Raw genomic sequence first — 22,198 nt, 5'->3', positions numbered from 1 at the left:
AATGCTGTCCACTCCATCCAGGCATATCCGGGCAAGGCCTTTGGTGGTGTAGTCCCAATCCTCCGGCAAGGATAGCATGAGGGACAGCAGCCCCTTCGCTTTCAGCGACAGTGCCGTGTTCCGCAGATGATGGTTTGCCATCACCGTGTAGTCGCGGGTTTTCTCAATGCGAAATACCGCCATAATCTCACCTCCCTCCGGCGGTCTGGAAAAGTGTTCTTTTTCGGAAAAAATTCAATTCTGTGCCCATTTGCTTTTCCATGTGGGAAAACCTATGGACACTTGATTTGCATTCCCTACATGAAGAAATACCTTCGATTTCTCACCCCTTTCAATACAGTTTCCGTGTACTTGATGGAAAGTAAAAAACGCCATAGGATTTCCTATGGCGTTTGGGACAGGAAAAGGGTGCTGATATTTCACATCAGCACCCTTTATCCTGCCAGTATTAAAATTTTTGTCTTCACATCGTGTTCCTTGCCTCTGAAAACATTGATTTTACTGGACTATCTCATGTTTTCTCATTAGGAGGCGGGGGATGGGGGAGAGCTTTTTCCGGAACAGGAAACCGCTCCCTAACATAGCAAAGGCAAGGAGCAGCGTGATTAGGAAAGAGTGCATATCGAGTTCCAGATGCTCGCCGAAGGATACGCAATGGCTGCATACCATGTAAATGCCGGTAACGAGTATAATGCCGGCCATACATGGCTTTACGCCGCGCAGGACCGCCTGCATCCAAGGCTGCTGAAGTACGTTTTTCAGCAACACCATGATCAGCAGGATCACAAAGAACGAGGGCAGAACCACCGCCAGTGTGGAGATCATGGCGCCAAGCAGCCCGGCCTGACTGCTTCCCACATAGGTAGCCAGATTGACCATGATCGGTCCGGGCGTACTTTCACTGACGGCAATCATATAAGTCAGCTTTTCTTCTGTCAACCAACCGTTGGCCAGAACCACATCCCGGATTAGAGGGATCGCACCATAGGCGCCTCCAAAGGCAAAACATCCCACCTGTAAAAAGCCGATAAAAAGCTGCCAATAGATCATTGCTTGCTCTCCTTCTTTGTTTTCATGGTGTTATGGACAAAATACAATGTTAAACTAAGTGCTGCGGCTACCAACATCAAAGTGATGGAGGAAATGTTCAAGGAGAAAAAGCTGATGCACAGCATCATCAGAGCGGAGCATATCAGGATGCCCTTGGGCAATCTTTTGGCAGGCATCTTTTGGATGATGCGTATGGCTGCCTCCAATATCAGCAGTCCTACGGCGATTTTTATGCCCCGAAATGCGTTGGCTACCACAGGATACATTAAAAAACCATCCAGAAAAAGGGAGAGAAGATAGAGGATTACAAAGGAAGGAAAAACGATGGCAAAGGTAGCGGCGACTGCGCCGGGAAATCCAGCCTGCCGGTACCCCACGAAGGTCGCGCAGTTGATGGCGATCGGCCCCGGCGTAGATTCTGCGATCACAGTAACGTCCATCATTTCATCTTGGGAAATCCACTTCTTTTGGTCGACACAGTAATGCTCCATCATGGAGATCATGGCATATCCTCCGCCAAAGGTAAAAAGCCCGATTTTGCAAAAGGTCAAAAAGAGATCGGTATAACGGTGTCCTTTCATAGCAGCCTCCTCATGTCTTTCATGTATCCGTTCGGCCTGTGCTGGTCCTGTCGGCAAGATGGCAGTGCTCCGCCTCTTTCATCATACAGGCACCGTGTTCGGGGCAGCAGGTATCACATGGAATGGCTGCCCAGCTCTCCAGTTCTTTTGCCGTGTCTTTCAGAAGCTGACGATTGACGCTGTAGTGCATGAAATAGCCGTTTTTTCTCCGATAACCAGCTCTGCATCCCGTAAAATTTTCAAATGTTGAGAAATGGCTGCTTCTGAAAGATCCAACCGTCTTGCCAATGCGCGGACACAATAACTACGGCTTAACAGCAATTTCAAAATAGCTCTGCGGGTTTCATCCGACAATGCCTTCCATACTGTGACAGACTTCACTTCTTCACCTCAAGCAGGATATGATTAAGCGTACACTTAATCATATCCTGCTTTTTACAAATGTCAATCTTTTATTGGAACGTAGAGCTTGCCGTTGACATACCATGAGGAGAGTGATAGAATCAGCGTGGTTAGTCATGGCTAACCAAAAACAAACAAGGAGGTTTACTTTGGACTATACTGTTTTGCTTGCTTTTTTTCTGACACTGCTGGCTGGGCTCAGCACCGGGATCGGCAGCTGCATCGCGTTTCTCTGTCGGCACACCAACCGAAAATTTTTGTCGGTTTCCCTGGGCTTTTCCGCGGGTGTCATGATCTATGTCTCCATGATCGAGATATTTTTCAAAGCACAAGATGCGTTGATCGCCGAAATGGGGACCCGCCCCGGCAGTTGGGCGACAGTTGCGGCGTTTTTTGGCGGCATGCTGGTGATTGCTGTCATTGATAAGCTGATTCCCTCTTCGGAGAATCCCCACGAAGTAAAGCTCATGGAGGAGACGGAGAAGGGTGCCCCTCAGCCGGGGCGTTTGATGCGCATGGGTGTCTTTACGGCACTGGCCATCGCCATCCATAATTTTCCCGAGGGACTGGCCACTTTTGTGTCTGCACTACAAGAGCCAAGTGTGGCCATCCCAATTGTTGTAGCCATTGCCATCCACAATATCCCGGAAGGTATCGCGGTGTCTGTGCCCATCTACCAGGCAACAGGATCCCGGCGCAGAGCGTTCTGCTACTCCTTCCTTTCGGGTCTGGCGGAACCTCTGGGGGCTCTGCTGGGGTGGCTGGTGCTGCGCCCGATCATGAGCGACACGGTGTTCGGATTGTTGTTCGCTGGAGTAGCCGGCATTATGGTGTTCATCTCCTTTGACGAACTGCTCCCGGCAGCCCGGGAATACGGAGAGCACCATCTGTCCATCTACGGCCTGATCTCCGGCATGGTGGTCATGGCGATCAGCCTGCTGCTCTTTTTGTAAGCCCCAAATTGTAAATATTCTCAATAAGGAGAGGACGGCGTGCTGGTCCTCTCCTTATTTGCTTATTTCAAGAATAATTCCACCACGGAAATTGATTTCAGGCCTGAAATGGAGTATAGTGAATATGTGGTTAGCGATTGCTAATCAAAAAGAACTATGAGAAGAACGGAACTTTGATACCCGGCGGCAAGGAGGGACGTCATGCATCCGTATTATCAAAAAAATAAGAGCAAACTCAGGCGGGAAATGGATGGATATCTGAAGCTTATCAGAACGGAGATCGAGGAGATCTTCGGGAAGCCCTATCCCCAGGTTTTCTCTGAAATCTGGAATGAGTACGAGCAAGAGATGCTGGAGCATCTCCCCTTTATTGGCGGGGACAGCAGCAGTGGCACCAGAAATCTGACCGGTTGTATGTTCTTTGTTTCTATCGGGGTGGTTGGCAAGCAGTACGGTCTTTCCACCCGCGACTGGGGACGATTGGTCACCACGCTCTATGAGCGGTATTTTGAGACAGTTCCCAAGCTGCTGCGCCGGTTAGTCGGCGGACTATTCAATTGCTGCCCTGATCTTATCAACAAAGTGTTGCGGCGAAAAGACAGAAAGAATGCGGAAAACGCCGCAAAAAATCCGGGCAGCTTTGTGACACAGACCATGACGCCCACTGTCGAGTATCCCGTTATCTACCACAATCAGGTTTGCCCGATTTACGAATTCTGCAAAGAACGAGGATACATGGAGTATTTGCCCTATATGTGTAACCTGGACTATGTGATGTTCCGGGCTTTTGGTGTTGCCCTGTACCGAGAAAAGACCTGTGCGACCGGGGATGGACTATGCGACTTCAAGATGAAGCGGGGTGTACCCATTCCCGGTGTGTGGCCGCCTCATATTCTGGATGAATCGGATCCGCTGAAGTAATGGTGGCACCGTAAACGAGATGCCACTCGCTTCAAAGAAAAACATGAAGGAGGCAAAATCATTATGAAAAGACTGATGAAGGGTGGATTTTTGACATTGAGTGGTACCGTTGGAATTACAGGAATGATATTGACTGCAATGCAAAATCCGTCAAGTGCGTGGGTAACACCACCAGGAAGGATGATCACGAGTATTTTAGAAAACGGGCTGCTGATTCCTGCGATTCTGTTTTTTCTCCTTTTGGGCTGGGGATTATGTATTCTCCTGACGGAAAATAAAACAGATTAACAGATTTCTACATATCAAAAATTGAGCTATATGTTAAAAAAGCAGAGCCGATCGGCATGACCCTGACGGTTCTCCTGGTGAGGGTTATGGTTCCAGAGCTGCCGTGCATCTCGATACCTAGCTGAGTTTTCCCGCGTGGAATGCGAGCAAATGATAGTAATGGGGGATGTATATGAACTGGACGCGCACTTTTTTAGACGGGCTCGCTATGGCGGCCTACTTTAACCTGTTCGCCGGGCTGGTGGCGCTGTATCGCCCCAGGCTGATGTTCCCCTGCTATCCACCCGCCATCATCAAGGCGGCGAAAGAGCCGCCCACCAGGGCAGAAAACCGCTTTTACTGGCTTTGGATCTGCTTTGGAGAGCTACTGCCCCTCCTTCTTTATGGTGCGATCAGCGCTTTGGATGGCGGGACAACCGGATTCTGGGTTCTGGTTCTGACGGCCTACATCCAGTGGATGATGGTCGATTTCTGTGACCTGTTTTTTCTGGATTTCTGGCTGATTCAGAGGAAGGCGAAAAGCCGGTTTATCATCCCTGGAACGGAGGGACACCCCGGTTATGTGTTCAAAGCATGGATGAAAGACTACGCTCTGCCGGAGCACCTGCTCCAGTGGCCGTTTTTAATGTGTCCTATCATGGCGGCGGCCCAAGCAGGGCTGGGGCTGCTCATCGATATGTTTTGGTGAACTGTTTTGGTGAACTGTAAGAAAAGAAGATGTGCCGCATAAGTATTTGTTTTCAAGTCGTCAGACTGGTAGTCAAGATGATGGGGATGCCCTTGCCCAAAAGCTGCGGGACATGGGCTATCAGGATGTCCGACTCATGGATACTCTGGAAGAAGCCTTTGGCTTCCACACCCGGGCGGTAATGATGATGCTGGAAAACAGGAGGGATGTTGTTATGTCTAAGTTAGGCGTCGTGGAAGACACACTGTTCGTCCCCATGCTGGGCAGAATCTATGCCAGCGAGCATTGCCAGCGGATCTTATACGATCAAAAGGCGCTGGAGCTGAAGGAGAATCTGCCGTCCGATCTGCTGAAGTCGAATGACCAGAGTCAGTATACCCTGCTGGCCTCCGCTGTTCGCTCGGCCAATATGGACCGGTTCATCCGGGCATTTCTGGAGCGCAGGCCGGATGGTATCATTGTCCAGCTTGGATGCGGTTTGGAAACGACTTATTATCGCTGCGACAACGGTCACACTCGCTGGTACGCCGTGGATCTGCCCCGTGTGGTGGAATACCGGAGGGAGCTGCTGCCGGAGCCGGAGCGGGAAACCTACCTTGCTGGGGATGCCTTTTCCGAGGACTGGATCAGGCGGATCCGCGCCGATGTGCCGGATGCTCCTATCCTGGTTACTGCTGGCGGGCTGTTCCACTATTTTGAGGAGTCTAAGATTGTGGGGCTGTTCCAAATGCTGCAGCAATTCGGAAAGATCCAACTTGTCTTTGATGCTGTGAGCAAAAGTGGTATGTCCATGATGCGGAAGAGGTACATGAAGCAGGTAGGTCACGCCGATGCCCGGATGTTTTTCTATGTGGATTTAGCGGCGGAACTGGCCGGGAAAATCGGCGGTGGGGCCGAAGTTCTTGTCCAGGAACCGTACTATTGCCATATCCGCAAAGACGGTCTGCAATTTTTCACAAAGGTCAGCATGGCGGTTTCGGATCGTTGGTGTATGGTGAAGATGATACAGCTCAAATTGTAAAAAGTGGGGGAATCAACCATGAATATAGCGGAATTTCGCCAAATATACCCGACAGACACACTGTTGTTGCCCAGCGGAAAATCCTTTCCCTACCGCTACTACAAGAACCCACAGGCAAAGGTGACCATTGCTTTGCTGACAGGAGGACTGGGTTTGTCCGATCTGTTTTATTTTCATTTTGATCGCCTGGCCAAGGAGTTTTCTGTCCTTACCTTCGACTATCCCATCTGCTTTGCTGACAACAAGGCTCTTGCGCAGGCAGTGGCTGAACTTCTGCATCACCTCGGAGAGAAAGTCTGGCTTGTGGGACAATCTCTTGGAGGCGTTGTGGCGCAGATTATTGCTGCCCGTCATCCGGAGGTAGTGGCAGGTCTGGTTCTTTCCAACACCTGTTCTCTTTCCCAAGACATGAGTCCTTCTGCCCATGCCCATCTGATGAACATGATCAAAAGCCAGGAGAAATTCAAAAAACTGCTCTCAATCCTGCCCCTTTCCACGGTCAAACAATCCATCAAACGGGTCGTTATGGATCATAAAAAAGGTGAATTGACCCCGACGGAAAAAGCAGTTATGGAAGAATTATGCGATATCATGATGGAACTTCTGACAAAAGAATATGAACGCCACATGATAGACCTGCTGATCGACGCACAAAACCATTTGGGAATGACGAATGAGACCTTCGTCCCATGGGACAACAGGGTTTTACTGATGTTGTCCGAAGACGATACCACATTCACACAGGACTGCAAGGACGCCCTGATTGCGGTGATGCCAAACCCCACTGTCGTTACCAATCTGACCGGAGGACACCTTGCCCTGCTGTTTCGATTGGAGGAACATATAAGATGCATCACCGAATATATTTCTGAGCGCACATAGGGAAGAAGATTATAAATGGGCGGCAGAATTCAACAAAACTGAGAGCTGCACCGAGCAGCTCTCTTCCGGAACCCAAGATATCCTTGTGATACGAAAATAAATGGCTTATGGGACAATTTAATTCCTCAGACTGACAATAGGAGCGTCATCGTCGGATATTTTGATCCAACGATGACGCTCCTGATTTCGCTTTTAATCGAGCAAAAAGTGCTTAAACGCCCCATCCGTCTACTAGGGAAATTTTATAGTATTCAGTATCTTTGGTCATGAAAGAATCCGGAGATCACAAATGGCTCCTCCTGCAAAGAAATGCCTTTCCCTATAACTGGCGCTTTAGACGATGCACGCAACCTGCTCGGCCATACGCTTGCCATAGATGCGGAACAGGTCTGCAAAAGCATCTAGATCCGGAGCGATAGCCACCGGCCCCAGATGGATGACGGGCATTCCCTTAGCCTGTCCGCTGGAGTACACCATCATGCCGTCCACCAGAAGATGCGTGAGGATGCACTGAATAGCCAGATCTCCACCGCCATGAATAAAGGCGGCGGTAGCGTAGGCACCGCCCAGCTTGCCCGCAACATTCAACTTGGCAGGCGTGCTCTCCAGCCAGGCCTTCATCCGAGCGGTCAGGTAGCCGTTATAGGTCGGTGTGCCGACGATGAGGGCATCGCTTGCTTTCACATACTCCTCATCCACTGCGGTAATGGGGAAGGCCTTTGCTTCCGCGCCGTCCACAGCAGTAAAGCCTTCGATGAGATATTCTGCCATCTTGGCGGTGTTTCCGGTCTTAGTATCGTATACAATAGCCAGTCGCATGAGAAACATCCTTGATAAGTTCTAAATATCTGGTATAATTTATGTACCTTTTTTATTATACAGCTCTCAAGCACTTTATCAATAACGCAGTTTTTTTGTACATGGTATACTTTTTCTTACCTGAGGAGGTCCAGCACATGAACACAGAGCAGTCTGAGATTTGTCCATTGCGCCTGGCCATGGATGTGGTGGGTGGAAAATGGCGTTTGAGTATTATTTGCCTATTAAAAGATGGAAAGCCGCTACGCTATAATCAGATTAAGAGGGGTGTTCCGGGTATCACCAATGTGATGCTGTCCCAATCCCTCAAGCATCTTGAGGAATACGGAATTGTTAGTCGACGGCAGTACAGCGAAGTTCCGGTGCGCGTGGAGTATCAGCTGACGAACAATGGCAAAACCCTTCTTGATTTACTAGAGCAGTTCAGCGAGTGGGGAAACCAATACATTAGCCGACACCAGGAATATCGCTCCCACTGTATAAACTGTCTTTTTCGGGATGGAGAAGACTTTTGATCGTCCGGTCAATGCTTCTTGGATGTAAATAGAGAGGCAGAGAGGAACGGCTTCCTTGAGGTTCTTCTTGACGGATAACCCGGTGGAATGTATAATTGTCCTGTGGTTAGCGATGGCTAACCACCAAAATATTGAATGGAGGTACTATCCTATGTCCCTGATTCAGAAAGAAATTGCCGATTTTACCGTTCAGTGCTACCAGAACAACGCCTTCCGCGCTGTCAGCAAGGCGGATGTGCGGGGTAAGTGGAGCGTGTTTTTCTTCTATCCCGCTGACTTCACCTTCGTCTGTCCCACGGAGCTGGAGGATCTGGCCAACCTCTACGAGAAGTTCCAGGCGGTGGACTGCGAGATCTACGCCGTCTCCTGCGACACTCATTTCGTCCACAAGGCCTGGCACGACGCCTCGGAGCGCATTCAGAAGATCCAGTATCCCATGCTGGCCGATCCCACCCATTGCCTGTCCAAGGATTTTGAGGTCTACATTGAAGCCGACGGCCTGGCAGAGCGGGGCAGCTTCATCGTGAACCCGGAGGGGAAGATCGTGGCCTATGAGGTCAACGCTGGCAACGTGGGCCGCAATGCCGACGAGCTGCTGCGGAAGGTCCAGGCCTGCCAGTTTGTGGCGGAGCATGGGGACGAGGTTTGCCCCGCCAAGTGGCAGCCCGGTGCTGAGACCCTGAAGCCCAGCCTGGATCTGGTGGGCCAGCTGTAAGCCATGGAACAGATGGAACATCTCTATGACGTGGTGGTCATCGGCGGAGGCCCGGCGGGACTGACTGCCGCCCTCTACCTGGCTCGTGCCCGTTATCGTGTGGTGGTGGTGGAACAGGAACGCTTCGGCGGACAGATCACCATTACCTCGGAGGTGGTCAACTACCCCGGCGTGGAGCGCACCAGCGGCGCTGAACTGACCGAGACCATGCGCAGACAGGCGGAACGCTTCGGCGCGGAATTCCTGCTGGCAGAGGTCACCGGCCTGGAGCTGGAGGGCGATGTGAAAACCGTCCGCACCAGCCGTGGGGCGTTGAGTTGCTTCGGTGTGCTGCTGGCCACCGGCGCTCACCCCCGCATGGTGGGATTCAGGGGTGAGGAGCAGTTCCGGGGCCGGGGTGTGGCCTACTGCGCCACCTGCGACGGAGAGTTTTTCACCGGAAAGGATGTCTTTGTGGTGGGCGGCGGCTTTGCCGCAGCGGAGGAGAGCGTGTTTCTCACCAAGTACGCCCGGCATGTGACCATCCTTATCCGGGGAGATGATTTTACCTGTGCCCAGGCCACGGCGGACGCTGCCCGGAACCATGAGAAGATCACCATTCTCACCAATACGGTGGTGGAGGAGGTTTCAGGAGATACTGCGCTGCGCAGCATCCGGATGCGTAATGCCAAAACCGGACAGGAGACGGAGCATCAAGCAGCGGACGGGGAAACCTTCGGCGTGTTTGTGTTCGCCGGCTATGAGCCGGCTACCGAGCTTGTCAAGGGTCTGGCTGAGCTGGACGGACAGGGCTATATCCTTACGGACCGCAGCCAGAAAACCACGGCGGATGGTCTGTATGCCGCCGGCGATGTGTGTGTCAAGCCTCTGCGCCAGGTGGTCACCGCTGTGGGCGACGGTGCTCTGGCCGCCACCGAGCTGGAGCGGCTGTGCGCTGCCATGCAGCAGAAAACCGGTCTGCGGCCCCAGGCTCCCAAGAGCCGGGCGCCGGAACCGGAGGTCCAGGTACAGGCGAAAAGCGGTCTGTTTACTGGGGAGATGCTCTCCCAGCTCCACACGGTATTCGATCGGATGGCTTCCTCCCTGATTCTGCAGCTCTGCCTGGACGAAACACCTGTCTCCGCCGAGCTGGAGCACTATATGCAGGAGTTGGCTGCCCAGAGCGACAAGCTGTCGGTGGAGCAGGGCGATCCGTCCAAGGTCGAGCATCTTCCCTGTGTCCAGATCTGCCGCTCCGACGGTAGCTGGACAGGCCTGGCCTTTCACGGCGTGCCCGGCGGCCATGAGTTTACCTCCTTTGTCCTGGGGCTCTACAATGCGGCCGGGCCGGGCCAGGCTCTGGATGAGGAGACTGAGGCGGCTATCCGGGCCATCCGGAAACCGGTGGAACTTCAGGTACTGGTGTCCCTCTCCTGTACCATGTGCCCGGAACTGGTAACGGCGGCGCAGCGTCTGGCGGCGGCCCATCCTGATATTTCCGCTCAGGTGTATGATCTGAACCATTTCCCTGATTTGCGGGAACAATATCAGGTGATGAGCGTGCCCTGCCTGGTGGTCAACGGCGGGGAGCAGATCTCCTTCGGAAAAAAGAATATCCGGCAGCTGCTGGAGTTGCTGATGCCATAGGTACTAGGCGTGCCGCACAAACCGTGCGGCAGGCTTTAGTAATACGGTGGTATAGATTTGAGAGGAGTTGTCTTTATGAAAAAACATTGGGGCATTGGCGGTATAATTTTAGGTTTATTGTTTCTTTCAGCCGAATTGTACTGTCTTAAAGTAATACAATCCTTGGAGATGCTTCACGGCACATGGCTCCTCAATGCTTGGGAGTACATGAAAGAACCACAGTGTCTGATTGCTATTCTCATTACTATCGGTGTCATTATTTACTCCTGCTACCTTGCCTTTTTCTCAAAAAAGTAAGTGCCGGAGGATACTTGAAGAGGGTTTTATACAAGGGTATATTCATAGAATATAATAAAACAGAGCTAGTCAACATTAAAACGTCGCTATTTCTTCGTGAAAAGCGACGTTTTTTATGGCCGGGACTAAAAAAGGAGTGCTGCTGATCATATATCTTGAAAAAGGAAGGGGAAAAAATTTTAAAGTTGGACGGGTTGAGGGGCTGACTTTTTTCATTTCAAAACCGCTGCAGAAAAATAAAAAAGGCGCTCAAATTACCTGCCGTATCAGCGTTTTTCTTTCCCTGATAGGGCAGAATAATTTGAACGCCTATTGAAATTAAAAGTTTGAATGGACAGGAAGATTACCTTGCCCGTTTTTCTGTTTGCTAATGTTTATTTTCTTATCTCCCAAACAAATAATGGATGAGATAAATTGTCCAGCCCATCACAGCCATGACAGTTTTTGCACTGTCCACTACACCCCGTCATGCTTGTCTGTTTAATATATCCCGTTTGCTCTAAAAACTCGATTGCGGCTCTTACCCGGCTTTCTGATGTGTTTAACTTTTCGGCTATGTCAGAAATGCTCCACATGTGCCCTGCGCGCATAAGCGCCATAATTTCATTCAACATTTCAGAATATCAACAATCCTATATGATATGCGATAGTGGACAAAATCAAAGTGACAAAAATGTAATACAAGATAATCTTTATTGTCCACTTCCAAGAATGAATTTCCTGAAATGCGCTACCCATAGCCGCAATACAAGGCACATTGAAGAAAAATGCAAAAATATAAGCAAGAGCTTCTGGCTTGCTCACCATAGTCAAAAGTGTGCCGCTCAAAGCGGCGCTATCTGTAACTCAGCTTGAAAACATAGCGCCCCAAACGCCAGAGTTGCCGGCGGACGAGCCGAGATCAAATAGCGCCGCTAATACACCAAGAGTTATAGGCTCAATAGCAACACCAATTTTATAAATAAAGCTGTTAGCAATGTTTCCGTCTGGTGTATAGGAGAGCAACCAGAAGAATACGGCAACAAGAACAATAATCTTCATAGCCCGTTTAAATACATCGCCTAATCTTTTCTCAACGAAGCGGAAAAGATTTTTCCACTTCGGTTTATGGTAGGGCGGTAATTCCATAATCATACCGCACCGATCATTTTCTTGTAAAAGTTTTCTTCCGAATATTCTGGAAGTAATCATAATGTGTAAGAGAGCCGCAGCAAATAGAGCAATAATGACTAAAATTGCTCCTGCGCCAAAAAAAGTCCCGCACATTAGACCGATAACACCCCAGGTAGCAGAACAAGGTACAACCCATGATGTAGCGATCGCCGTTACCCTTTGCCCCCAAGAGTCTAATACTCTTGTGCCAGATGAGCCGCCAATATTACACCCCAAGCTCACCAAGAACGGCATAATGGCCTTTCCTTGCAATCCTAATTTTGACATTGTTCCATCAAATACATATGATATACGAGCCATGTATCCGACTTCTTCAATAAATCCGAAGACGAAGCTGACACCAAAAACGAAACAAAGCATTTGCAAAGCAAATTTAGTGGCACTAAGAATAGCATCGCACAAAAGTGCATCAATAAAAGCAGGCACTCCTATTGAAGCCAGCCCAAAAGATACCCCAGACTGTATTGCGCTCATTACAACATCCATTATTTTGATAAGGGGCAACGCGATTACCAGTGAAGCAATAAGCCCCGCTAAAATAATTCCAATCGCTAAAGGCTTTCCCCCAGCGGCGGCTGGTAGCAAGACGATCAAATTTGCTTTGTATTTCTTTTTCTGTTTGTGGCTCGGAAACCGATCCAGCCAAAATAGTATCGATCCATTGAAATTTGCAATCTCCAGTTAATAAGTTTCCTTTATTGATAGCGGATAGCAACGCATCTATATCTTCCCAAGCATTTTCCGATACAAGAGCAGGTACCTTGTCTTTTATTACGCTATCATTTTCGATCAATTTGACAGCAAGCCACATTCTGGAATAGGCATCAATACCATTATCGGGGAGCAAATCTATTAGTGATTGAAAGTTCTCCCCGATCCGGGTTCTATATAGGGAAAAAATGTTACTTACGTCTAATGTTCTGGGAGACTTTAATGCAGCTTCAAGCCCTTGATAAAAGGCTTCATAGTCTTTCAAATTAGCGGCCGACATTCCGATTACAGGAACATTAAGTTTCTGTGCGATTGCATCACAATCAATTTGTTTTTTTGCTGTGCGGCAACATCCATCATATTTAATACAACCATGACGGGAGTTGTTATTCCAGCAAAATCCGCTAACATAAATAAACTCCGCTCTAATTGTGAAGCATCGGCCAAAATACAAACAAGGTCGGCATTTCCAGACGCGATATAATCTCTGGTCACGATTTCCTCGTTGGAGTTTGCTGAAAGGCTATATGTACCAGGAAGGTCGATAATCGTATAGCTTGTTCCATTATGTGAAAAATGCCCTTCCTTTTTTTCAACCGTTTTTCCGGGCCAATTTCCAACATGTTGTTTTGAGCCTGTTAAGCCATTAAACAATGTTGATTTAACGGCGTTAGGCTGGCTTAATAACGCGATAGTTGTCTGTTTGGACATTTCAAATCACCTCCACAACTATTTTTTCACTTTCCTTGCGGTTTACAGCAATCAAAGTATTTCTGCTATAAACCAACAAAGGCCGCTTTTTTTGATTACTAACCATCTGAACAATGCCTCCGACGGTCAAACCAATAGAGGTGATACGAGTTAAAAATCGTGTATCTCCATCAATAGAGGTGATTTTAACTTTTTGGTGTTCTGCAACATCACTCAGCTTTCCCACTTTCTAATCCCTTCTTCCTTTCTTCAAGCCTATGTAAAAGCCCTTTTTGATAGATTGACTGATACAAACACTTGAAATAAAATGTAAAATCTGTTATACATAAAAGCAATGGTTAGACATAGCTAACTTCTAACAATTTACTTTACAGCATTGAAACAGTCTGTACAATAGCTTTGAAGGAAGTTTGCTGAAACGTGATATAAATTTGTTGAATAGGGATAGTGAGGAATAAGCGATGGCAGATCCGATTAAAGAATTGATGTTGCCTTGTCTTTCACAATGGGGATTTTATCCCTCTGATAATCCTGGAAACCTCAATAGAGAAGGGAAGTATTATGAATTATCTTCCCATTTAGGGGAAGGGTATTATTGGTACTATGAGCGCGAAGGAATGTTTGCGCTGGCCGTGATGGATTTACGGCTCAAAGAAGATACGGTGATAGAGTACAAACAACCTGATTTTATGTCCATTGCATATTATGATACAGTATCTGCAGAACAACTGACCACGTATAAAAGATTAAATGCAAATTGTGTTAGGGGACATGTTTCTGATCAGCAGATTTTCCGTGTAAAGTATCATAAAGATATTCCAATTCGGGGAATGCAACTAATGCTCGTACCAGGATATTTTTGTAATTACCTAAACTTAAAATATCCTGATAAGTTTCCAGATCCAAGAGCGGCCTTTCTTAATATAGACGGCAGTTCCGATTTTCCAGAACTATTACTCCTGATGAGACAAATACAGGCATTTCAAGGAGTTGGTGCCACAGCACATTTATTCTATGAAAGCAAAGTTGCTGACGCTGTTTCTCTTATCCTTGAAAAGACAACTGTTTCTAAAACTTCATATCAAGTAAAAAGGGAGTTGTCTTTTGAAGATATACAAAATTTAGATACTGTAAAATCTTATATTGCAGATCACTTTGCTTTTGACTTGCGTATAGAGCAATTAGCAAAAATTGCTTGTATGAGCCAGTCAAAGCTCCGATATTGCTTTAAGAGATGTTGCGGATGTACACTCACCGAATATATCCAAAATAAAAGGATCGCACAGGCAGAATACATGCTACTTAAAACTGATTTATAAATAAACCAAATAGCTAAAGCTGTTGGGTATAACCATGCCGGACACTTTTCAAGTCTATTTCAAAAAAGTACAGGACTTTTACCAGAGGAATATAGGCACTTAATGAGACGAACATAATAATTTGTCGACCACTTCTGGACATTTTGTTCCGGGCTAACCCGCTTTTCCTGCAGCCGGTTACCAACAGAGGTGGGGTATTTACCTATACTAAAATCTATGAACAGTTTTGGGGACTTTCCTATAGGAGATAAAAGTAACGCGATAGATTTTCTAAAGGGGTTGCTGCATTATTTTTATGCAGTAACCTCTTTTATTGAATGCTTCATGCACTGGTCCTTGACAAACTACGCTACTTATCTTATTATAACAGTGTTATATAGCACTGTTATATGGAGGGAGACACATGGAAGAAAAGTCTACCGCCACGCTGGAAAAAATCCAGCGGGCTGCCATAGAGGAATTCTCGGAGAAAGGCTTTCAGGGTGCCTCTCTGCGGCAGATTGTGAAGCAGGCTGGTGTCACCACCGGCGCATTTTACGGCTATTTCTCCAGCAAAGAGGCGCTCTTTGCATCCATTGTGGAGCCCCATGCCGCTGCACTGATGGGCCGATTCATGGAGGCCCAGACCTCCTTTGCCGAGCTGCCAGAGCTGGAACAGCCGGAACACATGGGGCTGGAGTCCAGTCAATGTGTGCATTGGATGGTGGACTACATCTGTGACCACCGGGAGCAGGTGAAGCTGCTGCTGTGCAAGGCTGAGGGCACCAGCTATGAGCATTTCGTCCACAACATGGTGGAGGTCGAAGTGGAATACACCCTCCAATACCTGGAGGTTCTGCACCGTCTGGGGCATGAATGCCCCCAGCTGGATGCACAGCTGTGTCACATCATCGCCAGCGGGATGTTCAACGGCATCTTCGAGATCGTCGTCCACGATATGCCAAAGGAGCAGGCCGTGCGGTATGTGGACCAGCTGCGGGATTTTTACACCGCTGGATGGCTGAAGCTGATCGGCCAGTCATGAGCCGCACCATTTTTCAGTAAGATAGGGGCTGCTCCCCTTTCTTTTTACACCAATGGTTAGCAATAACTAACCTGAAAAGGAGGAATATTTGTGAAGCAAAAGAAGCAAAACGCTCTGACCGTCCTGCTGGGATATGCAGGCAGCCACCGGCGGCTCACCTTTCTGGGGTTGGGGCTGTCGGCGGTGTCCATGGTGTGTAGCATGATCCCGTACCTCTGCATCTGGCTGGCAGCACGGGATCTGATCGCTGTGGCGCCGGACTGGACGCAGGCCCGGAGCGTGACGGACTACGGCTGGATCGCCTTCGCTTTCGCGGTGGGCGGCATCCTCATCTACTTCCTGGGTCTGATGTGCACCCATCTGGCGGCGTTCCGCACGGCGTCCAACATTCGCAAACAGGGCATGGCACATGTGATGCAGGCGCCGTTGGGCTATTTTGACGCCAATGCCTCCGGTTTGATCCGCAGCCGGCTGGATGCAGCGGCCGCCGATACAGAAACGTTGCTGGCCCACAATCTGGCGGACATCGTGGGTACGATCACCCTGTTTCTCGCCATGCTGGTGCTGATGTTTGTATTTGACTGGCGTATGGGCGCGGCCTGCCTGCTGGCGGCGGTGATCTCCATCCTTGCCATGTTCAGCATGATGGGCGGCAAGAACGCCGGGCTGATGGCGGAATACCAGGCGGCCCAGGATCGTATGACCAAATCCGGCACAGAATATGTGCGCGGTATCCCGGTGGTCAAGATCTTCCAGCAGACTGTGTACTCTTTCAAGGCATTCCAGCAGGCCATTGAGGACTACAGCACCAAGGCGGAGCACTATCAAGGTGATGTGTGCCGCGTACCGCAGTCCATCAACCTGACCTTTACTGAGGGCGCCTTTCTGTTTTTGGTGCCGGTGGTGCTGTTCCTGGCTCCCGGCGCGCTGGCTTCCGGTGATTTTGCGGGGTTTGTCACAAATTTCGCCTTCTACGCTGTATTCTCCGCCATCATTTCCACCGCACTGGCCAAAATCATGTTTGCGGCTTCCGGTATGATGCTGGCCGACACCGCTCTGGGCCGTTTCCAGCCAGTCATGGACGCGCCGATGCTGGCGGTGCCGGATCATCCACAGTCCCCCAGGGACAACCGGGTGGTATTCTGGGATGTGAGCTTTACCTACAACGGCGCGCAGTCTCCCGCCCTGTCCCATGTCTCCTTCACTGCCGAGCCCGGACAGACAGTGGCGCTGGTAGGGCCTTCAGGCGGGGGCAAGACCACAGCCGCCAGTCTGATTCCCCGGTTCTGGGACGCAGACACCGGCACTGTCGAAGTGGGCGGCGTGGATGTACGTCAGATCGACCCCCATGTGTTGATGGATCAGGTCGCTTTTGTGTTTCAGAACAACCGTCTGTTCAAGGCCAGCATTCTGGAAAATGTTCGGGCTTCCCGCCCCGACGCCAGCCGTGAGCAGGTGCTGGCTGCCCTGGAAGCCGCACAGTGCGGCGACATTCTGGAAAAGCTGCCCCAGGGACTGGATACTGTGATCGGAACCGAGGGGACTTATCTTTCCGGCGGCGAGGCACAGCGCATCGCGCTGGCACGGGCCATTTTGAAAGATGCCCCCATCGTGGTGCTGGATGAAGCCACCGCTTTCGCTGATCCGGAAAATGAGGCGCTGATTCAGAAAGCCTTCGCACGGCTGACAAAGAATCGTACGGTCATCATGATTGCCCACCGGCTCTCCACGGTGGTGGGTGCGGATAAGATTCTGGTGCTGGAGGGTGGCCGGGTGACAGAGCAGGGTACCCACGGGGAGCTGATTGCGGCAGGCGGATTGTACACCCGGATGTGGGCCGACTACAATCGGGCGATCCAGTGGAAAATGGAAAGCGGCAAGGAGGGGAAATAAATGTTCGGAGCAAAATTTCAACGGAAATATGCCCTGACGGATCAGGGTGTACAGAACACCAAAAAGGGCACCTTCTGGACGGTGGTCGTCAATCTGGTGGTCATGGGCGGAGTCAGCATCCTGTACCTTGTGATGTCCGGCCTGATGGCGTCTCTGACCGACGGTGTGTCCCTGACCGACTCCCTGCCTGTACTGGCCGGACTTTTAGTGTTTGCGCTTCTTTCCTTTCTCACCCATCTCCAGCAGTACAAAGCCACCTATGGCCTTGTGTACGGCGAGGTGAAAACCACCCGGCTGCGGCTGGCGGAACGGCTGCGCAAGCTGCCCCTTGGATTTTTTGGCAAGCGGGATCTGGCCGACCTGACGGAGACCCTGATGGGCGATGTCAACCGCATGGAACATGTCTGGAGCCATGTGCTGGGCTACTTGTACGGCTCCTACATTTCCACCGCCGTGATCGCAGTCTGCCTGCTCTGGTATGACTGGCGGCTGACTATTGCCTGTCTTTGGGGAGTGCCGGTAGCGTTTGGCCTGCTGTTTGGAAGCCGGAAGCTCACCGAACGCCAGGCCGAGCAGACCAAGCACGCCGCCGTGCGGGTTTCGGATGGGATGCAGGAGGCGCTGGAAAATGTGCGGGAGATCCGTGCCACCAATCAGGAGGAGCGGTACCTTGCCGGGCTGTACCAGAAGATCGACGACCATGAACGGATCATGATCCGCGGCGAGCTGGTCACCGGCCTGTTCGTCAACGGGGCCAGCGTTATCATGCGGTTGGGCGTGGCGACCACGATCCTTACGGGCGCGGGGCTAATTTTGTCCGGACAGATCGATTTCATGCTGCTGTTCTTGTTCCTTATGGTCATTACCCGGATCTATGCCCCCTTCGATCAGAGCCTTGCGCTGATTGCCGAGCTGTTTGTCTCCCAGGTGTCGGCAGACCGGATGAATGCTCTGTTTGACACCCCGATTGCCGAAGGGGCGGAAACCTTTCATCCCAAGGGACACGACATCGTATTTGACCATGTGGAGTTTGCCTATGACAAAAAGGCCGTCCTGCACGATGTCAGCTTTACTGCAAAGGAAGGCGAGATCACCGCGCTGGTGGGCCCCTCCGGCTCCGGCAAAAGCACATGCGCCCGGCTGGCTGCCCGCCTGTGGGATGTCACCGGGGGCGCTATCAAAGTGGGTGGGGTGGATATTTCTACCGTGGATCCAGAGGTGCTGCTGACAGATTACTCCATGGTTTTTCAGGATGTGGTGCTGTTTGACGACACGGTGATGGAGAATATCCGCCTGGGCAGGCGAGGTGCCTCCGACGCAGAGGTGATGGCCGCGGCCAAAGCCGCCAACTGCGAGGAGTTTGTCAGCAAACTACCCCAGGGCTACCAAACGCCCATCGGAGAAAACGGCGCCAAACTCTCCGGCGGCGAGCGGCAGCGCATCTCCATTGCACGTGCGCTGCTCAAGGACGCTCCCATCGTATTGCTGGATGAGGCCACTGCCTCCCTGGATGTGGAAAACGAGACCAAGGTGCAGGGGGCGCTCTCCCGGCTGCTGACCGGCAAGACGGTGCTGGTCATTGCCCACCGGATGCGCACTGTGGCCGGGGCGGATCATATCGTCGTGCTGAAAGATGGCCGCGTGGAGCAGCAGGGTTCCCCGCAGGAGCTGATGGCGGAAGGCGGACTGTTCCGGCATATGGTAGAGCTCCAGACCGAAAGCGCCCAGTGGCAGTTGAGTGGGGCAAGGCCATAATTCTTTGTACAATAGAAATGAGAGAAGCCCACAGTTCCGGATAAAAAGAACTGTGGGCTTCTTTCTGGGCTGAAAGTCTGCGTTAATTGCCATCAGGTAACGAAAGCCGCGCCCTGCGATGAATACCCCAGCAGTGGGCAGCCGAAGTGCCGGACAAAGACCGCCGTAAATTTGCTTTGATTTTCGTAGCCTACTTACGCTCGCTGCAATTTCCGCCTTTCGCAAATCGCTACTCTACAGCAATTCTGCTGCTCTGGGCATCCTCACCTCCTGAAAAAAGGGGATCCTGAGAAATCATAGGTCAACAGATGAATCAAAAAGGGAGAATAAACCCTCTAATAATTCGTCTATTTGACAAAAGCGCAGCTTACAGATAAAATATATAAAACCACATTCGCACAATATAAAATGGAGGATTTCCAATCTATGGCCATTGTAGGTAACGCTCGCATGGATGCCAGCAGACAGGCAGATGAAAACTGTCTGAAAGCCATCCTAATGATTCATATTGATAAAGGCCGTGCTTATGTAAGCGACTTGGCTGAGGCCCTGGGCGTTGCTTTGACGACGGCATATTACTCCGCCTACCGCCTTGCGGATGCCGGTTACATCCAGCCGCTGGAGCGCCGGGGCGGACGGAAGTCCAATAAGCAGACTTTGGTGCTAACGCCTGAAGGGGAAAAGCTGGCGAGCCAGATCCTGGAGAAGCATCAACAGATCCAGCGATGGTTGACTTGTCTGGGTGTCCCAAAAGAGGAGGCTGACGAAGAGGCCTGCCATTGGGAACACAGTATCACAGACAAGACAATGGAGGCTATTCAGCATCACGTTGAAATGGCTGCCCGAATCCGGGGCTGTGATGCCAATGCGGTAGATGTGATGAATGCCATGGCACGCGCCTTTGGACAGGGAAATAATCAGACGATTAGCGGAAACCTGATCAGCATTATTGACCAATACGGCGGTGCTGAGGGGATCCGCCGCAAAGGAGAGTTGTCCGCCCGAGCGGGTGGTGATGATCAACTGGAAGAGACTTTGGTATTCTTGGAGGAATCCGGCGGCATTGATAAGGTGCGTGCTGACCTGCTGTCGTTCTCCCGGATTAAGAAAATGACAGACCGGAATGGTGGCGAGGATGGGATGGCCGCACTCTTTGCTCTTTGCGAGGACTTGGGCGGAGTGAGAAGACTGAATAAGCTCAAAACCCTCGCAGATGCAATGGGTGGGATCGATCAGATTTTGCGGATCCTTGGACAGAACTATAAACTTTGGTCTGCTGCTCTGCAGGCCGATCATCATGAAGCGTAAAGCGCAAAAAGCCAACCTAATGCGGCTGGCTTTTTGTTTTTTACATTTCTGCATCTTGAATTTTGCTTTATATGCAGGTATAATCAATGGAAATGATTCCCTCTAATAGTAAGCGGGAGTTTTTAATTTGAATAAAGGTTAGTATTTGCTAACCATTGGGGGTGCAAGGGTTGCACGATTCTAACGGCAGAAAAATAAATTATAAAAATATATTGACATTCTGTGAACAACATTATATTATCATTACAGACCACTAATATTTCTTCCAATCAAAAAGCATTGGAAGCTTTTTTTAAGAATAGAGGTTAGCGACAGCTAACCTTCGACAAATATTGACACCTGATTCTCTGTTTGACTTCGGTCTAATCCTCTCGATCGGCCGGCGGGAGGTTTAAGACACCATTCGTTTCTCTTGAGACGGAAGGTCGTTCATATTCACCTTATTACATGCCGCCATCCATGGCGGCAAAGCGAAAGGAGTATTTTTATGACTGCTACCAAGAACAACAGCATTTTCAAGAAGCTGGGCGCCCTGGTGATGGCCATGTGCCTGATCTGCGCCCTGGCTGTCAGCGCCAGTGCTACGGAAACCGCTGATGTTTCCGGCGAATATAGGGTAGCTTTCCTGAAAGAGGGGACTACCACAGCCTCTATGGCTCAGGATGCGGTGAACGGCAATGCAACCGTTTCCGAAAACGCCGATGGCTCCGTTACGATCCTCATTCCCATCAAGCCGATTGAAGATTACAAGCCTATGGGTTTTTTGTGGGCAGCAGATGGCTTTATTCAGGGACTGACTGTTTCCGGCGGCACGGCAGTTCTGCAGAACATCGTTGGTGATCAGGTGCGCTACGACAGTGCGAATCTGGTGATTACTCTCCCGGCCATGCCCAGCGACGGGACACTTAGCGGAGTGACCGCGTCTCTCAAATTGTTCTATGCAGACAGTGCCACGGAGTATCCTTTTGTATCGCAGATGGATCCGACCTTTGACATTCAGTTGACCAAGGTGGCGTAAAGCAATGCAGGCAGAGAGTCGGTGAACAATACCCACTCTCTGCCTGCGTTTATTTTTGGAAAGGCGGAAAATGAACTGGTATGAGACTACGTGAGAGGGTTATCTCAATTTGTTTAAGTGTGGCGATGCTGCTGTCAGTTGCACCGTTCCAAGCTAAAGCGGCAGAGAATACTACACCCTTAATCGAAGTGACGGTGACGGAAACGACCGAGACCGGCGCGACGATCCATATTAAAAACAATAAGGATTACGGAACGAACCAGATCGGTTTTTATAAGGTGCTGAAGAAGAGCGAGCAAGGCTTTGACAGCGCACAGGCGCTCATTACCTCTTTCGGGGATATTACTGACAGCACTACCATGATGGCAGCGAGCATCCCGGAGTTTTTGGCAGGGCCGCCGACCTTTACGGCACAGACGGAAGCGACGAAGACGGTGAGCGATCTGGAGGCCGGGACTGAGTATGTTGTGTATGCGGCGATCGGCGATTATTACGCTATGGCGACCTCCAATGATTACTCCGGTTGTA

Annotated in this window: 25 protein-coding genes and 2 pseudogenes; 18 read left to right on the top strand and 9 right to left on the bottom strand. The window is 50.3% G+C overall.

Annotated elements, in window-relative coordinates; translation table 11 throughout:
* The 4 genes and pseudogenes from B5G43_RS08030 to B5G43_RS17780 all read right to left on the bottom strand — a co-directional run.
* Nucleotides 1-183, bottom strand: a pseudogene (locus tag B5G43_RS08030) (helix-turn-helix domain-containing protein); the annotation flags it as partial.
* Between the two features lie 315 nt (nt 184-498).
* On the bottom strand, nt 499-1,050 hold the full coding sequence (locus B5G43_RS08025) for a chromate transporter (RefSeq protein ID WP_087260064.1): 552 nt from the start codon (nt 1,048-1,050) through the stop codon (nt 499-501).
* Nucleotides 1,047-1,631: a chromate transporter gene (locus tag B5G43_RS08020; RefSeq protein WP_087260062.1), complete on the bottom strand. Its 585-nt coding sequence runs from the start codon at nt 1,629-1,631 to the stop codon at nt 1,047-1,049. The genes B5G43_RS08025 and B5G43_RS08020 overlap by 4 nt, the downstream gene beginning before the upstream one ends.
* A gap of 159 nt (nt 1,632-1,790) precedes the next feature.
* Nucleotides 1,791-2,012: a metalloregulator ArsR/SmtB family transcription factor gene (locus B5G43_RS17780; RefSeq protein ID WP_242960500.1), complete on the bottom strand. Its 222-nt coding sequence runs from the start codon at nt 2,010-2,012 to the stop codon at nt 1,791-1,793.
* A gap of 170 nt (nt 2,013-2,182) precedes the next feature.
* On the opposite strand from B5G43_RS17780, the gene zupT reads away from it, so the two are divergent.
* The 6 genes from zupT to B5G43_RS07985 all read left to right on the top strand — a co-directional run bounded on the left by zupT (nt 2,183) and on the right by B5G43_RS07985 (nt 6,786).
* Nucleotides 2,183-2,986, top strand: coding sequence for a zinc transporter ZupT (gene zupT / locus B5G43_RS08010; RefSeq protein ID WP_087260060.1), 804 nt, complete (start codon nt 2,183-2,185; stop codon nt 2,984-2,986).
* Between the two features lie 201 nt (nt 2,987-3,187).
* Nucleotides 3,188-3,907, top strand: a complete 720-nt coding sequence (locus B5G43_RS08005; protein ID WP_087260058.1) for an L-2-amino-thiazoline-4-carboxylic acid hydrolase — start codon at nt 3,188-3,190, stop codon at nt 3,905-3,907.
* Between the two features lie 63 nt (nt 3,908-3,970).
* On the top strand, nt 3,971-4,195 hold the full coding sequence (locus B5G43_RS08000; RefSeq protein WP_087260056.1) for a peptidase M50: 225 nt from the start codon (nt 3,971-3,973) through the stop codon (nt 4,193-4,195).
* A 172-nt stretch (nt 4,196-4,367) separates the two neighbouring features.
* Entirely contained in the window at nt 4,368-4,883 is a 516-nt protein-coding gene (locus B5G43_RS07995) for a hypothetical protein (RefSeq protein WP_087260054.1), read from the top strand.
* Nucleotides 4,884-5,019: 136 nt separating this feature from the next.
* Nucleotides 5,020-5,904 carry a class I SAM-dependent methyltransferase gene (locus tag B5G43_RS07990; protein WP_343214413.1) on the top strand — a complete coding sequence of 295 codons (885 nt, stop codon included), beginning with the start codon at nt 5,020-5,022 and terminating at the stop codon, nt 5,902-5,904.
* Between the two features lie 18 nt (nt 5,905-5,922).
* Complete coding sequence (locus tag B5G43_RS07985; protein ID WP_087260052.1) at nt 5,923-6,786, top strand: alpha/beta hydrolase; 864 nt, start codon at nt 5,923-5,925, stop codon at nt 6,784-6,786.
* Between the two features lie 333 nt (nt 6,787-7,119).
* On the opposite strand, the gene B5G43_RS07980 is transcribed toward B5G43_RS07985, so the two are convergent.
* Nucleotides 7,120-7,605 carry an NAD(P)H-dependent oxidoreductase gene (locus tag B5G43_RS07980; protein ID WP_158097382.1) on the bottom strand — a complete coding sequence of 162 codons (486 nt, stop codon included), beginning with the start codon at nt 7,603-7,605 and terminating at the stop codon, nt 7,120-7,122.
* 137 nt (nt 7,606-7,742) lie between these two features.
* Here B5G43_RS07980 and B5G43_RS07975 point away from each other — a divergent pair, with 137 nt between their 5' ends.
* From B5G43_RS07975 to B5G43_RS17055, 5 genes are all read left to right on the top strand, one after another.
* Complete coding sequence (locus B5G43_RS07975) at nt 7,743-8,120, top strand: helix-turn-helix domain-containing protein (RefSeq protein WP_087260048.1); 378 nt, start codon at nt 7,743-7,745, stop codon at nt 8,118-8,120.
* A gap of 151 nt (nt 8,121-8,271) precedes the next feature.
* Nucleotides 8,272-8,835, top strand: coding sequence for an alkyl hydroperoxide reductase subunit C (gene ahpC, locus B5G43_RS07970; RefSeq protein WP_087260046.1), 564 nt, complete (start codon nt 8,272-8,274; stop codon nt 8,833-8,835).
* A gap of 3 nt (nt 8,836-8,838) precedes the next feature.
* Nucleotides 8,839-10,461: an FAD-dependent oxidoreductase gene (locus B5G43_RS07965; protein ID WP_087260043.1), complete on the top strand. Its 1,623-nt coding sequence runs from the start codon at nt 8,839-8,841 to the stop codon at nt 10,459-10,461.
* 75 nt (nt 10,462-10,536) lie between these two features.
* Nucleotides 10,537-10,758 carry a hypothetical protein gene (locus B5G43_RS07960; protein WP_087260041.1) on the top strand — a complete coding sequence of 74 codons (222 nt, stop codon included), beginning with the start codon at nt 10,537-10,539 and terminating at the stop codon, nt 10,756-10,758.
* A 115-nt stretch (nt 10,759-10,873) separates the two neighbouring features.
* On the top strand, nt 10,874-11,074 hold the full coding sequence (locus tag B5G43_RS17055; protein ID WP_143382845.1) for a hypothetical protein: 201 nt from the start codon (nt 10,874-10,876) through the stop codon (nt 11,072-11,074).
* A gap of 530 nt (nt 11,075-11,604) precedes the next feature.
* On the opposite strand, the gene B5G43_RS18120 is transcribed toward B5G43_RS17055, so the two are convergent.
* From B5G43_RS18120 to B5G43_RS07945, 4 genes are read right to left on the bottom strand one after another with little or no spacing between them, the layout of a single operon-like run.
* Nucleotides 11,605-12,405, bottom strand: coding sequence for a nucleoside recognition domain-containing protein (locus B5G43_RS18120; RefSeq protein ID WP_343214412.1), 801 nt, complete (start codon nt 12,403-12,405; stop codon nt 11,605-11,607).
* Nucleotides 12,341-12,907: a hypothetical protein gene (locus B5G43_RS18115; protein ID WP_343214410.1), complete on the bottom strand. Its 567-nt coding sequence runs from the start codon at nt 12,905-12,907 to the stop codon at nt 12,341-12,343. The genes B5G43_RS18120 and B5G43_RS18115 overlap by 65 nt, the downstream gene beginning before the upstream one ends.
* 20 nt (nt 12,908-12,927) lie before the next feature.
* Nucleotides 12,928-13,353, bottom strand: a complete 426-nt coding sequence (locus tag B5G43_RS18110) for a FeoB small GTPase domain-containing protein (protein WP_343214409.1) — start codon at nt 13,351-13,353, stop codon at nt 12,928-12,930.
* 1 nt (nt 13,354) lies between these two features.
* Complete coding sequence (locus tag B5G43_RS07945; RefSeq protein ID WP_087260037.1) at nt 13,355-13,579, bottom strand: FeoA family protein; 225 nt, start codon at nt 13,577-13,579, stop codon at nt 13,355-13,357.
* A gap of 235 nt (nt 13,580-13,814) precedes the next feature.
* On the opposite strand from B5G43_RS07945, the pseudogene B5G43_RS07940 reads away from it, so the two are divergent.
* From B5G43_RS07940 to B5G43_RS07905, 7 genes and pseudogenes are all read left to right on the top strand, one after another.
* Nucleotides 13,815-14,789: pseudogene (locus B5G43_RS07940) on the top strand (AraC family transcriptional regulator).
* A gap of 286 nt (nt 14,790-15,075) precedes the next feature.
* A complete protein-coding gene (locus B5G43_RS07935) occupies nt 15,076-15,696 on the top strand; it encodes a TetR/AcrR family transcriptional regulator (RefSeq protein WP_087260035.1) in 621 nt (206 codons plus the stop codon).
* 90 nt (nt 15,697-15,786) lie between these two features.
* Nucleotides 15,787-17,589, top strand: a complete 1,803-nt coding sequence (locus tag B5G43_RS07930; protein ID WP_087260033.1) for an ABC transporter ATP-binding protein — start codon at nt 15,787-15,789, stop codon at nt 17,587-17,589.
* Nucleotides 17,590-19,344: an ABC transporter ATP-binding protein gene (locus tag B5G43_RS07925; RefSeq protein WP_087260031.1), complete on the top strand. Its 1,755-nt coding sequence runs from the start codon at nt 17,590-17,592 to the stop codon at nt 19,342-19,344.
* 351 nt (nt 19,345-19,695) lie between these two features.
* Nucleotides 19,696-20,652, top strand: a complete 957-nt coding sequence (locus tag B5G43_RS07915; RefSeq protein WP_087260029.1) for a metal-dependent transcriptional regulator — start codon at nt 19,696-19,698, stop codon at nt 20,650-20,652.
* A 487-nt stretch (nt 20,653-21,139) separates the two neighbouring features.
* Nucleotides 21,140-21,670, top strand: coding sequence for a hypothetical protein (locus tag B5G43_RS07910; RefSeq protein ID WP_087260027.1), 531 nt, complete (start codon nt 21,140-21,142; stop codon nt 21,668-21,670).
* 119 nt (nt 21,671-21,789) lie between these two features.
* The coding region (locus B5G43_RS07905) for a hypothetical protein (protein WP_143382844.1) at nt 21,790-22,198 on the top strand (409 nt) is incomplete at its 3' end.

Source organism: Flavonifractor sp. An92 (assembly GCF_002159175.1).
GTDB lineage: Bacteria > Bacillota > Clostridia > Oscillospirales > Oscillospiraceae > Pseudoflavonifractor_A.
The sequence above is the reverse complement of the archived record's forward strand: the minus strand, read 5'-3'. Positions and strand labels throughout refer to the sequence as shown.